Source organism: Liquorilactobacillus satsumensis DSM 16230 = JCM 12392 (assembly GCF_001435195.1).
GTDB classification, from domain to species: Bacteria; Bacillota; Bacilli; order Lactobacillales; family Lactobacillaceae; genus Liquorilactobacillus; species Liquorilactobacillus satsumensis.
The window spans coordinates 60,130-74,102 of the sequence record NZ_AZFQ01000034.1 but is presented as its reverse complement, the minus strand read 5'-3'; the positions used below and the strand labels follow the sequence as shown (position 1 = coordinate 74,102).

General features: G+C 42.4%; 10 protein-coding genes and 1 pseudogene. 7 read left to right on the top strand and 4 right to left on the bottom strand.

Annotated elements, in window-relative coordinates; genetic code table 11:
* Positions 1–496: 496 nt before the first annotated feature.
* From FD50_RS04195 to FD50_RS04175, 5 genes and pseudogenes are all read left to right on the top strand, one after another.
* A complete protein-coding gene (locus tag FD50_RS04195) occupies positions 497–2,266 on the top strand; it encodes a sigma-54-dependent Fis family transcriptional regulator (RefSeq protein WP_056960496.1) in 1,770 nt (589 codons plus the stop codon).
* 333 nt (positions 2,267–2,599) lie between these two features.
* A complete protein-coding gene (gene lpdA / locus FD50_RS04190) occupies positions 2,600–3,952 on the top strand; it encodes a dihydrolipoyl dehydrogenase (protein ID WP_056960494.1) in 1,353 nt (450 codons plus the stop codon).
* 46 nt (positions 3,953–3,998) lie between these two features.
* Positions 3,999–4,965, top strand: a pseudogene (locus FD50_RS04185) (thiamine pyrophosphate-dependent dehydrogenase E1 component subunit alpha).
* Positions 4,966–4,992: 27 nt separating this feature from the next.
* The gene (locus FD50_RS04180) at positions 4,993–6,024 is read left to right on the top strand and encodes an alpha-ketoacid dehydrogenase subunit beta (protein WP_056960492.1); all 1,032 of its coding nucleotides are present in this window, start codon (positions 4,993–4,995) and stop codon (positions 6,022–6,024) included.
* A gap of 12 nt (positions 6,025–6,036) precedes the next feature.
* Complete coding sequence (locus tag FD50_RS04175) at positions 6,037–7,278, top strand: dihydrolipoamide acetyltransferase family protein (RefSeq protein ID WP_054758094.1); 1,242 nt, start codon at positions 6,037–6,039, stop codon at positions 7,276–7,278.
* Between the two features lie 355 nt (positions 7,279–7,633).
* Here the strand turns inward: FD50_RS04175 and FD50_RS04170 are convergent, their stop codons facing one another.
* Positions 7,634–8,782, bottom strand: coding sequence for a cobalamin-independent methionine synthase II family protein (locus FD50_RS04170; protein WP_056960490.1), 1,149 nt, complete (start codon positions 8,780–8,782; stop codon positions 7,634–7,636).
* A gap of 148 nt (positions 8,783–8,930) precedes the next feature.
* Between FD50_RS04170 and FD50_RS04165 the strand changes: the two genes are divergently transcribed.
* Positions 8,931–9,851, top strand: coding sequence for a LysR family transcriptional regulator (locus tag FD50_RS04165; RefSeq protein WP_054757152.1), 921 nt, complete (start codon positions 8,931–8,933; stop codon positions 9,849–9,851).
* A 192-nt stretch (positions 9,852–10,043) separates the two neighbouring features.
* Positions 10,044–10,712, top strand: a complete 669-nt coding sequence (locus tag FD50_RS04160) for a CPBP family intramembrane glutamic endopeptidase (RefSeq protein ID WP_235803436.1) — start codon at positions 10,044–10,046, stop codon at positions 10,710–10,712.
* A gap of 335 nt (positions 10,713–11,047) precedes the next feature.
* Here the strand turns inward: FD50_RS04160 and FD50_RS04155 are convergent, their stop codons facing one another.
* From FD50_RS04155 to aroA, 3 genes are read right to left on the bottom strand one after another with little or no spacing between them, the layout of a single operon-like run.
* Positions 11,048–11,557 carry a shikimate kinase gene (locus tag FD50_RS04155; protein WP_056960486.1) on the bottom strand — a complete coding sequence of 170 codons (510 nt, stop codon included), beginning with the start codon at positions 11,555–11,557 and terminating at the stop codon, positions 11,048–11,050.
* Position 11,558: 1 nt separating this feature from the next.
* The gene (locus FD50_RS04150) at positions 11,559–12,656 is read right to left on the bottom strand and encodes a prephenate dehydrogenase (protein ID WP_054757156.1); all 1,098 of its coding nucleotides are present in this window, start codon (positions 12,654–12,656) and stop codon (positions 11,559–11,561) included.
* Positions 12,653–13,972 (bottom strand): 3-phosphoshikimate 1-carboxyvinyltransferase, encoded by a 1,320-nt coding sequence (gene aroA / locus FD50_RS04145; RefSeq protein ID WP_056960484.1) that lies wholly within the window; start codon positions 13,970–13,972, stop codon positions 12,653–12,655. Before aroA ends, FD50_RS04150 begins: the two co-directional genes overlap by 4 nt.
* Between the last annotated feature and the right edge of the window lies 1 nt (position 13,973).

Below are 13,973 nucleotides of genomic sequence, written 5' to 3'. Positions count from 1 at the left end.
TCCGACGCTAAGCCTCAAAACCTAGCGCCTTTTTACGCACTTCTATTTAACGTGCTCCACCCCGCAACCTCCTGTGCCTAAGCCTAAATTACGCGTAACTAAGCCTAGGTTACTTTGTAATTCAGGACTTAGTCAACGGAGGTTGAACGCAGGTTGTCGGCACTTCTTTCATAACGTGCTTCAAAAGGCAGGTTTTTGTGTTTAGCATGGATCACACCGGTAACAAGTGCAGTTACCATTGTGATCCGACGCTAAGCCTCAAAACCTAGCGCCTTTTTACGCACTTCTATTTAACGTGCTTCAATCACCAGCCTTCTGTGCCTAAGCCTAAATTACGCGTAACCAAGCCCAGGTTACTTTGTAATTCAGGACTTAGTCAACGGAGGCTGAACGCGGAGTGTCGCACTTCGGCATGCGATTTCTGCATTACAAATACAATTATATAGTATACTTTAATTAGAAATATTGGAACCGCTTACGATAAGGAGATGGGCTGATGACAGAACAACAATTATGGAAACATTTTATTGCGGGTGAAAAAGTTGGTTTGAGCAAACTGCCCCAAAAAATTGCCCAATCTTGGGAGCTTTGTTATAAGGAAGCGGTCAATCCCTTTTCGACGCGACCGCAAAAAATACTGACAATTGCAGCTTTGCAGACTAAACAGAAGCAAAAAAAAGAATTGATTCAAACGGTCGAGCAGCAAGTTAAAAGCTTTCAGGACAGATTTGCTTTGCAAGACTATCTTTTTATTTTAACTGACGCAACCGGGGACATTCTCTGGCGCAGTGGATGCGATGACACCCGCGACCGAGCAAATGAGATGTATTTTAGAGAAGGAACTAACTGGTCGGAAAGAAATGTCGGGACCAATGCAATTGGGCTTGCATTGCGCACCAAAAGCAATGAATATGTTGAGCTAAACGAACATTATGCTGCAACTTCACGGCAATGGAGCTGTGCCGCGGCTCCAATTAATTCCGCCGATGGTCAACTATTAGGAGTTTTGGATATTTCAACTTTTCGCAATGATTCTGTCAAGGATGCCCAATTATTGTTGAATATTGTTGCACAGCAAGTCGCTAATGTGATGACGCAAAAGAATTTAGAGAGAAAGCAAGATCTTTTTCGTTATCTACTTGCGAATCCGAACCACACGCTGCTGGTATGTGACCTTGATTTTAAAATTATCAGTCTGCCAACCAAATATGCTGACTTTTTAAAGCAAGGTGAAGACTTTAGAAAATTTTTGCAACCTGCGACCATTTATAAGACCAGCAAAATCTGTTATGAAGGGCATGTTGTAGGCTATCAAGTTGAGTTGTTCAATGAAACGACACCAGCACAGCAGACCTTTTATTATCCGGGAGTTCCCAGTCTTGATGAAAATTATCAAGATTTTTTGCATAAAACCTTGCAAGTTGCACACAGCAATCTCCCAGTGCATATTTATGGTGAATCTGGCAGCGGCAAGGAAATTATTGCGAAGACTTTGCACTATAACAGTCAAGCGAGCGCTGGACCACTGGTGACGGTCAACTGTGGTGCGATCAGTGAGAATCTGTTAGAAAGTGAGCTTTTTGGGTATGCTCCGGGTGCCTTTACCGGTGCGGCAGTTAAAGGAAGCCCAGGGAAGATTTTGCAGGCAAATAAGGGGACGCTTTTTTTGGATGAGGTTGACAGCATGCCGTTTAAAATGCAAACAGCATTGCTCCGGGTTTTAGAGGAACAAAGCGTAACCCCCCTCAATGGAAAACCGCAAAAGGTTTCTTTCCAGTTAATTACGGCAAGTAATCGTGATTTACGAAAATTGGTCGCGACAGGACATTTTAGGGCAGATCTGTTTTATCGGATATATGTTTGTCAATTGCAGATTCCGCCATTGCGAGCGCGGAAATCAGATATGAAACAGTTGCTCAAAGCCTGTTGTGAAGAAAAAAATTGGCAGATAGACTGGGGCGAGAAAATCTATACCGTCGCTGTCCAGTATCCGTGGTACGGAAATATTCGCGAGTTCAGGAATTTTTTAGAGCGGGTGTATCTTTTTTATCCCACTAATGAACCGACAAGTGAACAATTGCATGAGCTTGTTCAAGCAGGCAGTGTGATAAAAAGGCAACCAGCGCAAAATTCTGCAAGTGAACTTGCGGTGGAACAGATTCGAATCAGACTACAGCATAATCATTATCAAATCAGTAAAACAGCAGCAGACCTAGGAATTTCACGGACAACCTTATATCGTAAAATTAAGAAATATGGGCTGTAGTATTTGGATTAGTGTAGGCTGTTGTGAAAAGAAGGTGCAAAAAAGTGTAACCTGTTAACGTAACAGGTTACACTTTTTTGCCTAACCAAAATTAAACTAAATTAAAGCTCATTAAAAATTCGTTTTTTCTTATGCATGAAAGGCGAATTTTTTTGACTAAAAAAGCCTTCAAAGCATAAAAAAGGAAGCGTTTTAATCACATTTTTCTTTTTTATTCGTGTAACTTGCAGGGGCGCTGAGCAGTCTTTTTAAATTGCCTTGGCATGTTACTTGCTAAAGATAAAGTGAGGAGGTATGAGAGAAAAATGATTTAAAAAAGGAGGGGAATCTTATATGGAAAAATACGATGTTGTCGTAATTGGTGCCGGCCCGGGCGGGTATGTTGCCGCCATTAGGGCAGCACAAAAAGGTAAAAAGGTTGCCGTAGTAGAAAAAAGGTTTATTGGAGGAACTTGTCTGAACGTTGGCTGTATACCATCTAAAAGTTACTTAAAGCACAGTCACTGGTTGTTAGAAGCACATGAAGCCGCTGCTAATGGAGTTGCAATTGAGTTTGGAAAAATTGATTATCCGCGCTTAGTTAAGCGTAAAAATCAAGTGGTGGCAACCCTCCAAGGTGGTATTCGCCACCTTTTCAAGAGTAATCAGATTACTTATCTTGAAGGGACCGCTAAGTTTGAAACACAGGGCAAGCTACAAGTAGGTACTCAGACTATTATGGCTAAAGATTTTATTCTGGCAACGGGGGGGCATCCTTTTGTCCCACCAATCAAGGGTCTAAACGAAGTGCCTTTTTTAACAACTGACACGTTTTTTGATCTAGAAGAATTACCACAGCAGTTGGCGATAATTGGTGGAGGTGTCATTGCAGTTGAATTGGCATTTGCGATGCAGCCGCTGGGGGTCGCAGTCACACTTTTGGAAGTTGCAGATGATATTTTATTGACAGAAGACGCGCAAGCACGGTCCATTATTAAAGAAAAACTCAAATCCTTGGGGATTGTAGTGCAGACTAAGGTAAAAATTGCTGCAGTTACTTCTGCAGCAATCAAATTGGAACATGGCACAGTCCCATTTGACCAACTACTTGTGGTAGCAGGGAGAAAAGCAAATCTGGAGTTGGCGACACAACTGGGGGTTGAACTTGATGAACGGCAGAAATTTGTCAAAGTTGATCAGGATTATCGGACTAATGTCCCGCATGTTTTTGCAATTGGAGATTTGTGCGGCGGTTATCAGCTTGCGCATGCAGCCAGTGCAGAAGGCATTCATGCTGCCGCTGTGATTTGTGGTGAAAAGCCGGATGTGTTGAAGCAAACATTGATTCCACGCTGTGTCTATACTGAACCGGAAGTTGCAAGTTTTGGGATGAATGAGCAGACAGCACAAGCAAATGGTTATCAGGTCAAAGTCAAAACAGTCCCGTTTGGAGGTAATGGACGAGCGCTTGCAAGCCTTGAGACAGAAGGATACGTAAAAATTATCAGTGAGCAAAAATATCATGAAATTTTAGGAGCGGTTGTCGTTGGCAGCGGTGCGACTGAAATGATTCACACTTTATTAGCAGTGAGTGCTGCTGAAGGAACAGTCGATGAACTAGCCAAGACTGTCTTTGCACATCCAACTTTGACGGAGACGATCGGAGAAACGGCAAATGCTTTGGTTGGAAGAGCAATTCATAATTAGTTTAACAGTCAGAATGTGAAACATGATCAAGAAGGAGGAAAAAATCATGGCAAAGTTAAATGAAGAACGTGCTACTTGGATCTATAAAAAGATGAACGATATTCGCAACTTTGAGGATCAGGTTCATCAGATCTTTGCAACTGGATCGATTCCTGGTTTTGTCCATTTATATGCGGGTGAAGAAGCAGTTGCGGTTGGGGTTTGTGCACATTTGACAGATGATGACTATATCACTAGTACACATCGCGGACATGGTCACTGTATTGCCAAAGATTGCAGCCTGGATCATATGATGGCCGAGATTTATGGCAAAGAAACCGGATTGTGCAAAGGTAAGGGCGGTTCGATGCATATTGCCGATATTGATAAAGGGATGCTTGGAGCAAACGGAATGGTTGGCGGTGGTTTCCCAATTGCAATCGGGGCAGCTTTGCGGAATCAATACTTGAAAACTAAAGATGTTGTGGTTTGTTTCTTTGGTGACGGAGCTGCTAATGAAGGGACTTTTCATGAGAGTATTAACATGGCTTCTATCTGGAAGCTACCGGTGGTATTTGTAAATGAGAATAATTCCTTCGGAGAGGCTACACCACAGTGGTACTCTTCAGGTTCTAAAAAGATTGCCGATCGCGGGTCAGCTTGGAATTCCAAGTGAAACTGTTGACGGTAAAGATCTCATGGCAGTCTATGAAGCAGCGGGTAAAGCGATTGAACGTGCACGCAAAGGTGAAGGGCCAACCTTGGTTGAATGTCGCACGTACCGTAACTATGGTCATTTTGAAGGTGATGAACAAAAGTATAAGGCAACGACCGGAAAGGAAAGTGAATTTGCGAAACGTGATTGTATCAAAGAATTTCGTGAATATGCACTTGCACAGGGGCTCCTTTCTGAAGAAAGTGCTACTGAAATCGAAGAAAACTCAGCAGCAGATATCAAACATGCAGTTAAATTTGCTGAAGAAAGCGATATTCCCAAACCAGAAACACTGTATCAAGATGTCTTTGCAGACTAAAAAAAACAGAAAGGAGCTGAAGATGTCATGGCAAGAAGAATAACTTTTATGAAAGCGATCAATGAGGCACTTGATCAGGCAATGGCAAAGGATGAACGTGTTATCTTAATGGGAGAAGATATTGCCGGAGGTGCAAAAGTTAAGCACCTCGAAGCGGAGAATCAAGATGCCTGGGGCGGTGTTTTTGGTGTTACTAAGGGATTGATGCCTAAATACGGGCGGACACGCGTCATTGATACCCCAATTTCTGAGATGGGGTATATGGGGGCGGCAGTCGGTGCAGCTGCAACTGGCTTACGTCCGGTACCGGAGCTGATGTTTAATGACTTTATTGGTTTCAGTTTGGATACAATCTTGGCACAAGGTTCTAAAATGCGCTATATGTTCGGTGGTAAAGCACGGATTCCGATGACTGTACGGACTACACATGGAGCCGGTGCAAGTGCAGCAGCTCAGCACTCTGGATCTTACTACGGTTTATTTGGCGCAATTCCTGGAGTCAAAGTCGTGGTCCCTTCCAATCCGTACGATGCGAAGGGCTTATTATTGGCTGCGATTGAAGATGACAATCTTGTCGTTTTTTCAGAAGATAAAACATTATACGGATTAAAGGATGAAGTTCCCGCAGATTATTATAAAGTGGAGATTGGTAAGGCAAAGGTTAAACGCGAAGGAACTGATCTGACAATTGTCACAATTGGGAAGATGCTGTATGTGGCACTTGATGTGGCTGAACAACTCGAAAAAGAAGGAATTGAAGCAGAGGTAATTGATCTTGTGACAGTTGCACCTTGGGATCAAGAAACAATTATCAAATCAGTTCAAAAGACAGGCCGGTTAGTCGTAATTGATGAAGCCAACCCGCATAACAATACTGCAAAGGATATTGCAGCCGTGGTAGGTGACAAAGCATTTGATTATCTTGATGGCCCAATTAAGACAGTCTGTGCACCTAATACACCAGTGCCATTTGCAACCAACCTGGAGCAGTTGTACCTACCGAATCCTAAGCGGGTACTTGAAACTGCTGCAGAACTGATTGATGACTTGAAGAAGTAGGGAGGTGTAAGCATGGCAACAGAAATAATCATGCCAAAGCTTGGTCTGACAATGACCGAGGGAACGGTTTTTGAATGGCTCAAACACGAAGGCGACGAGGTGAAAAAAGGTGAGACAGTTGCAACTATTAATTCGGAAAAGCTGACTGCCGATGTCGATGCGCCTGCGGATGGTGTTTTGCTTAAGATTGTTGTTCAAGAAGGCGAAGATGCCAAGTGCAAGGCGCCAATTGCTTATCTTGGCGAAAAAGGAGAACAAGCAGCAGACACTAAACAACCTGCTGAAACGACACAAGAAGCAACGGCAGCAGCGCCTGTTGCTGGATCTGCCCCAACTTCTCCAGCAGAAGAGAACGTTGAACAGAAAAGAAAATCACCTGCAGCGGGTGCTAGGATTTTCATTACACCACTTGCACGTAAAATTGCTGCAGAGCAAGGAGTTGATTACAGCAAAATTGCAGGCAGTGGCGGCAATGGCAGAATAACGCGGCGTGATGTTGAAAGTTACGTTGCAAGCCAGCCAACAGTTGCAGCACCTGGGCAAACACAAACGGCTGGGGTGGAGGTTGGCCAAGGTTTAGCAGGGATGCGCAAAGTGATTGCACAACGAATGATGGGCAGTCTGCAGACTACAGCCCAAGTTACACTCCATGCTAAAGCGGATATCACTTCTTTGATGGCATTTAGGAAAGAACTGAAGCAAAAAGTGGCACATCCGCTGACAAGCGGACAACTGAGTCTGACTACGCTGGTTACGCGTGCCGCGATTTTGGCTTTGAAAGACACGCCAGATATGAATGCGTGGTATCAAAACGGACAGTTTACACACAATGAGGATGTTAACATCGGAATGGCAGTTGCAGTTAGTGCCGGCTTGATGGTACCAGTAGTCAAAAGGGCGCAAACAATGACCCTGACCGAATTAGGTGAAAATCTTGCTAGAGTGATAACCGGAACACGGCAGGGAACCCTGGCTGGAGATCTTTATACTGGAGGCACATTTACAATCAGTAATTTAGGCAAAAGCGGTGTGGAGTACTTTACTCCGATTATTAATACTCCAGAAACAGGAATTTTAGGAGTAGGCACACTTTTACAAGAGCTTCAATTGGATGAAACTGGGAAGTTGGTACAAGCTGTTAAATTACCACTGAGCCTAACCTTTGATCATCAGGTGATTGATGGTTCGCCTGCCGCTGATTTTTTGGCGAAGATTGTGGCATTCTTAGAGGATCCGTATACGCTGGTGTTATAAAAAATCTTAAGTTAAAGACTAAGCAGCAGAGCGTGGGGCAAAAGGCATTTAGTTGGCGAGAATTAACAGCATCAGACGGGTCATTTTGAGAGTGTGACATAAGTCGGGAAAATTTTGAGTGCTAACTCGAAATTACGAACATAGCGAGTATTTTGCTATGAGTAATTCGAAGTTAGATGGAGAATTTTGACTTATGGAACACGTTTATACGGAATAAAAGAGGGGCTGTGACAAAATTTAACTTTTGTCACAGCCCCTTATGATCTCCACGAACAGCAATTTAAAAATCTTTTTAAGAAACACTAGGTACAATATCCGGCTTTAAACCTGCCATTCAGATTCAAAGTGTGCATATTTAAGCCCAGAACTTAGCCGCAATTTTTTGACCTTGATCAATCTTGGCCCATTCTTGGGCACTAGTGAGCTCATTTCCAGAATCACATGAAGCAAAGCCACACTGGTGTGAGAGGAAAAGACGATCTTTACCCAAAATTGCGCTAGCTTGATCTAACAGGCGATAAACCCGATCCTCATCGTCTAAGGTGTTGGTTTTACTTGAGAGCAAACCGAGTACAACCTCAACATTTGGACGGTCTTGCAATGCTTTTAAGGCTGTAATGTCACCTGCACGTTCATCGTCCCATTCTAAGAAGAAGCGATCGTAGTGCTGATCGTGCAAGAATTTTTGCGCAATTGCAGCATAGCTACCACTAGCTGCGTGTCGACTTTCATAATTTCCGCGGCAATTGTGTGTCCAGACCTTTAATCCGAGTTGATGCCCGAAGTCAGCGATCGTGTTATTGATGTTAATAAAGTCATCAGCGAGATCAGTCAGATTACTATTTTCCTCGGAGAAGAAGCTTTGTTGATTATCATCAGCAAAGAGTTCCCACAGACAGTCGTCAAACTGAATGATTTGTCCACCAACAGCTTTATATTCTGTTAAAAATTCTTTATAGGCATTAATCAAGCCTTGTTTAAGCTCACTTGCGGTTTTGTAAACTTCGTTTGGACCATATAAATGATCAATCAAAGCTAATTCGGTAAAGGCATGAGCGGCTCCCCAAACGGTTAATTTTACTTGCTGATCACCGGCAGCAGCTTTGAGGGCCTGATAGATGTCAAGGAAGTGATGATTTTTTCCTGATAACGGTGCGGTAATACGAACACCAATATCCTTGCGCGTTTCAAAGTCGCCGCCATCATGGTCCTCAAAGGTATATCCATGATCAGCAATGTAGCGTTCAACTCCGCCAAATCCCCAAATAAAGTCTAGATGCCACATTGATTTTGTGTACTCTCCATCAGTTAGAACGTCTAGACCGTGAGCCTTTTCCTGTTCAATTACGTTCTTCACAGCTGCTGCCTCGACCGCCTGATAGCCAGGAAAGTCATTATAGAAGGGGTATTGAATATTATCACGTTTTTCAATTTCATTTTTATATGCTAGTAGGTTAGTTGGACGTAAAAGTGAACCAACAATTTGGAATCGTGTTTGTGTCATTTAGCAAGGCCTCCGTTAATCTTTGATTGAGATTAGTTTAACAACAAATGATCAAAATAGATAATGCTTAATATCTTTACATCATTATAGGTAATACCTATAATGATGTTATTAGTTAAAGATAGTCAAAAAAGATGAGGTTATAGTGATGCGTATTCAACAATTAAGGTACTTAGAAAAAATTGCGGCTACAGGATCAATTAACGAAGCTGCCAAACAACTATTTATTAGTCAGCCATCCCTGTCGCAGGCCATGAAAGAACTTGAAAAGGAATATCAGATTCAATTACTTTACCGCAGTAAGTCAGGGATTACATTGACGGACGCTGGCCGTGAATTTATGAATTATGCGCGTGGGGTGCTCGATCAAGTTAACTTATTAGATCAGCATTTTGGTCAGGAAATTGTCCGAAAACGGGTTTTCAGTGTTTCCGCACAGCACTATGCTTTTGTGGTGCACGCCTTTGTTGAATTTGTAAAGGAAGTCGGAGGCGACGCTTACCAGTTTACTTTACGCGAGACACAGACCGAAAACGTGTTGGACGATATTCAAACGCTAAAAAGTGAGCTAGGAGTCATTTACATCAATGCATTTAATAAAACGGTTATGATGCGGCTGATTTCAGACAAAAATCTAACCTTTACACCGCTGTTTGAGGTGCAGCCACACGTCTTTGTGGGACGAGATAATCCCTTGACCAAAAAGACGCATGTCACCTTAGCTGATCTAGAGGACTATCTCTATTTGTCGTATGAACAGGGGGATACGAACTCATTTTATTTTTCTGAAGAAATTCAAAGTACACTGCCTCATCGAAAACAGATTCTAATCAGTGATCGGGCGACAATCTTTAACCTGATGGTCGGTTTGAATGGATACACGATCAGTTCTGGAATTATCAGTAGCGAACTAAACGATGAAAAAATTGTAGCGATTCCTTTAGATGTAGATGACGTGATCACTTTAGGTTATTTACGTCACAGAAAAATGGATCTGAGTAGGGCAGCTCAGCTTTACCTGAAGATGTTGAAGGCGCATATTAGAGGTTATGGATTTGAGGTTAAATAAGGTCTGCAAGGTTAATGTTGAAATAATTTAATCTGCAGTTAGGAAACTTTGTAAATTGGAAGAGGAACCTACGATAGGGTATGTAGAGTATGAATATTTTTTGGGGGATGTGCTAAATTATGCGTTACAAAATTTTGTATTTGAGGCTGAAACATAATGAATAGTACGAAGATGGCACAGCGGCTTTTGGGGGTGCTCTTTGTTGAAGTTATATTTGAATTTCTTGGAATCAACATTCTAAAAGGAATCAATGAATCCAATAATTTGTTCTTTTTATTTTTTGATAAATGTCTATTTTTAATTTTACTAATTATTTTAAATGCTAAATTAACACGACAAAAGATTCCTTTTTCTTTGAAGCTCAACAAGGAACAACGAAACCTGGTTCTTACCCTTATAACAGCGCTAATTATAATTGGTGTTATGAATGAAAAAAATTTTTTAGCTGCGTTTACAATCGGATTAATTGCAAGTACAACTGAAGAGTATCTTTTTCGCGGCATAATTTTGGTTACCTTACTACGCTTGTTTTGGCGCTCAACAAAACAAAGTACCCGTATTTTATTTCCAGCGATAATCTCAAGTGTCTTATTTGGTTTAGAACATTTTCTTAATTTATACTCCCAAAATTTTTCTTTAACAACGATCCAGGTTTGTCAGACAATGGCGATGGGTTTTTTATTTGCTAGCCTGTTCATTAGAACAAAAAATCTGCTGTTTCCAATAATATGTCATTTTGGGATTGACTTTGTGGTAACTGCTTTTTGGGGGGTGCAAAATACCAATAATGCTTCATTTGGAGGTGCGGTTAGTGTCGCAATCTTGTACATAATGATTGGTTTTATAATTTTGAGAGTGTGACATAAGTCGGGAAAATTTTGAGTGCTAACTCGAAATTACGAACATAGCGAGTACTTTGCTATGAGTAATTCGAAGTTAGACGGAGAATTTTGACTTATGGAACACGTTTATCCAGCACCAAATAACAGTTTTAAAGACATCTAAACAGCAGAGACAAGGTTTATAACAATGGGAATGAGATTTTGATCTGAATTTCTTAGCCAAAGCTTTTTGCAACTTAATAAGAAATGCTCCTGTATTGATTGGAAATAAGATCAATCACAGGAGCAATTTAAGCTTAAAAAGCTAATAAAAGATAACCATCTTTAAATGTCGCTATCAAAGTTTGTAAATTGTTAATCAACAGCCTGACGCAGGTAATTAAGAATTTGCTGTGCAATTTGATCCGGTGCTGTTTGATCAGTTGCAATCGTTAAGTCGGCGCATGCTTGGTAAGCCTGCTGCCGGCTTTGTTTGAGTGCGATCAAATCAGTTTGATCAAGCTGATTGACCAAGGGGCGTCCTTGATCGTTGCAAACGCGCTTGAGAATTGTCGCAGCAGTTGCCTCAAGAAAAATTACGGGGACAGTTGTTTGTTTGAGAACACGCATATTTTCCGGTTGTGCAGACGTACCGCCACCGGTTGACAGAATGCCGTGTTCAGCCATTTGTTGTAACAACAGCTTATGTTCAAGCTGCCGAAAATAAGCTTCACCGTGTTTGGCAAAGATATCTTTAATTGGGATTCCAGCGGCCGCAGTAATTTGATCATCAAGATCAACATGGGGGACATTCAAGTGTTGCGCTACTAATTTTCCAATGGTAGTTTTTCCGCAGCCCATAAAACCAATTAAAATTGCTTCCATGTTAATGCTCCTTCCGTAAAACAAGATAACCTTTTTGTTGCAGCAAATCTTCAGCAAGTGAGCGGTCACGTGCACGCATAAATGTTAACTGTAAAACGCCATCAATGTCCTCGCGGATTTCTAAGATATGAATATTAACAATATTAATGTTATTTTGTGCAAGCAATTGAGTAACTGCCGCGAGCGTACCAACTTGATCAGGAATATTGATAAATAGATCGTAGAATCCAGGAAGCTCACCAACTTTGTCAGCACCAAGCTGATCGCGACTGGTTTTCGCGTTTTGGAAGAATGCATAGATCTTGTGTTGCTGTGCTTGTGCAATCTCTGTTTTGAGAGCTTCAAGGTGTGCAATGTATTGCTCAAGCTGTTGCATAATAATGGCAGCATTAGAATTTAAAATTGCACTCCACATCAGTGGATCAGAAGAAGCAATCCGAGTGATCGATTTAAACCCACCGGCTGCTAACCGCATTCCCAGCGGAAAGTCTGCAAAAGCCTGTTGTGTCTGATTAACAAGCGCTGCAGCAATAATATGAGGCAAGTGACTGATTTGCCCGACAATTTTGTCGTGTTCAGCAGCTGTAAGTGTAAGCCACTTTACGTGGGTTGCACGCAATAACGTTTGAATGCTAGCGCATGCATGCTCGTTAGGAACGGCAGGTATCAAGAAATAAAAGGCATTTTCGAAAAGATCAGCGCGTCCAGCTGTGACACCCGACTTATGTGAACCAGCCATCGGATGACCGCCGATAAAGGTGATCCCCTGCTGTGTTAAGGCGGCAGCTGCTTGTAAGACAATTTGCTTGGTACTGCCAACATCTGTGACAATTACATTTTTCTTCAAGGGCAAGTGAGCGAGTTCTTGAAGATCCTGCACGATAGTCGTAACTGGTGCAGCTAAGATAATGAAATCAGCCGTTTCAGCGGCAGTTAAATCTGTTCCAATTCGGTCAATCAGATGATGCTGCACAGCGTAGTCACAAGCTTTTTTATCGGAATCACATCCAATGATGACAGTTGTTGGTGCACTGAGTCGAATTGCCCTGATTAGGGAACTGCCAATTAAACCAAGTCCTTTTACGAAAACAGTGGTCATTTGGATTCCTCCTCACCTAAGGTAATTAATGATTCCAAGTCTGAAAAGAATGTTGGATAAGAAACCGCGATTGCTTCCGGCTTCTTTAACGCGAGGGCTTCTGGTGAACGCAGTGCAGCAATGGCCATCATCATTCCAATGCGATGATCTCCATGACTATCCAGTACTGGATCATTGATGTCCCATGCCGGGCGGCCATCAATGATTAAGCCATCAGGAAGTTCTTGAACCAACACCCCGAGTTTGCGGAGTTCCTGTGCAACAGTAGCAATGCGATCAGTCTCTTTGACACGTAATTCCTGCGCACCTCTTAAAATGCTGCGACCGTGCGCACATGCAGCCAACAAAGCAACCAGCGGGAGTTCGTCGATGACTGCGGGGATCTCTTTTTCGTCAAGCTGGATCGGCGAAAGCGTAGCGTACTTGACACGAAGATCGGCGGCAGGTTCGGTTCCAGTTGACTTATTTTCGAGTTGAAGATTACCACCCATTTTTTGCAAGACACTTAGTATTCCAGTGCGGGTTTCATTGATATTAACATTCTTCAAAACGATTTCAGAATGTTTGCTGATTGTAGCTGCAACTATGAAAAATGCGGCAGATGAGATATCTCCAGGAACTATAACTGTCTGACCAAGCAGCCGTGGTTGTGGCTGAACTGTAATTGTTAGGTGATCTGCGGCAGTTTCGATTTGTGCACCGAATTCTTGCAGCATCCTTTCTGTATGATCGCGCGTGGGGAGCTTTTCGATAATTGTTGAAGGTGTCTTAGCCTGTAAAGCGGCTAAAATCAAAGCACTTTTAACTTGTGCACTGGCAACTTTAAGTTTAACTTGTGCACCTTGTAGCGGCTTGCCAATAACTTTGGCGGGGAGCGTACCAGTACTGGTTGTGAGAATTGAGGCCCCCATTTCGGCAAGTGGTTCGCTGACTCTGCGCATCGGTCTTTTTTGCAAAGAAGTATCGCCGAAAAGTTCAGTTTCAAAGGATTGGCCCGCAAGCAGTCCCATTAGCAAACGGGTAGTTGTGCCCGAATTACCCATGTTTAAAGGATGTTCCGGTTTTTTCAAGCCCGTTAACCCCTTGCCTTCTACGCTAACGTTGTCCCCATCACGAGTTATTTTAATTCCAAGGTCTTGCATGGCTCTGAGGGTGCTGAGACAATCAGCAGAACTTAAAAAATGTTTGATAGTCGTTGTTCCTTGAGCAATGGCGCCGAGCATCAGTGCTCTGTGAGAGATACTCTTATCTCCTGGAACAGCTAAAGCACCGTTCAAACCATGCTGCAGATGGGTAGTTAGTTTTTTTTGTTCCATA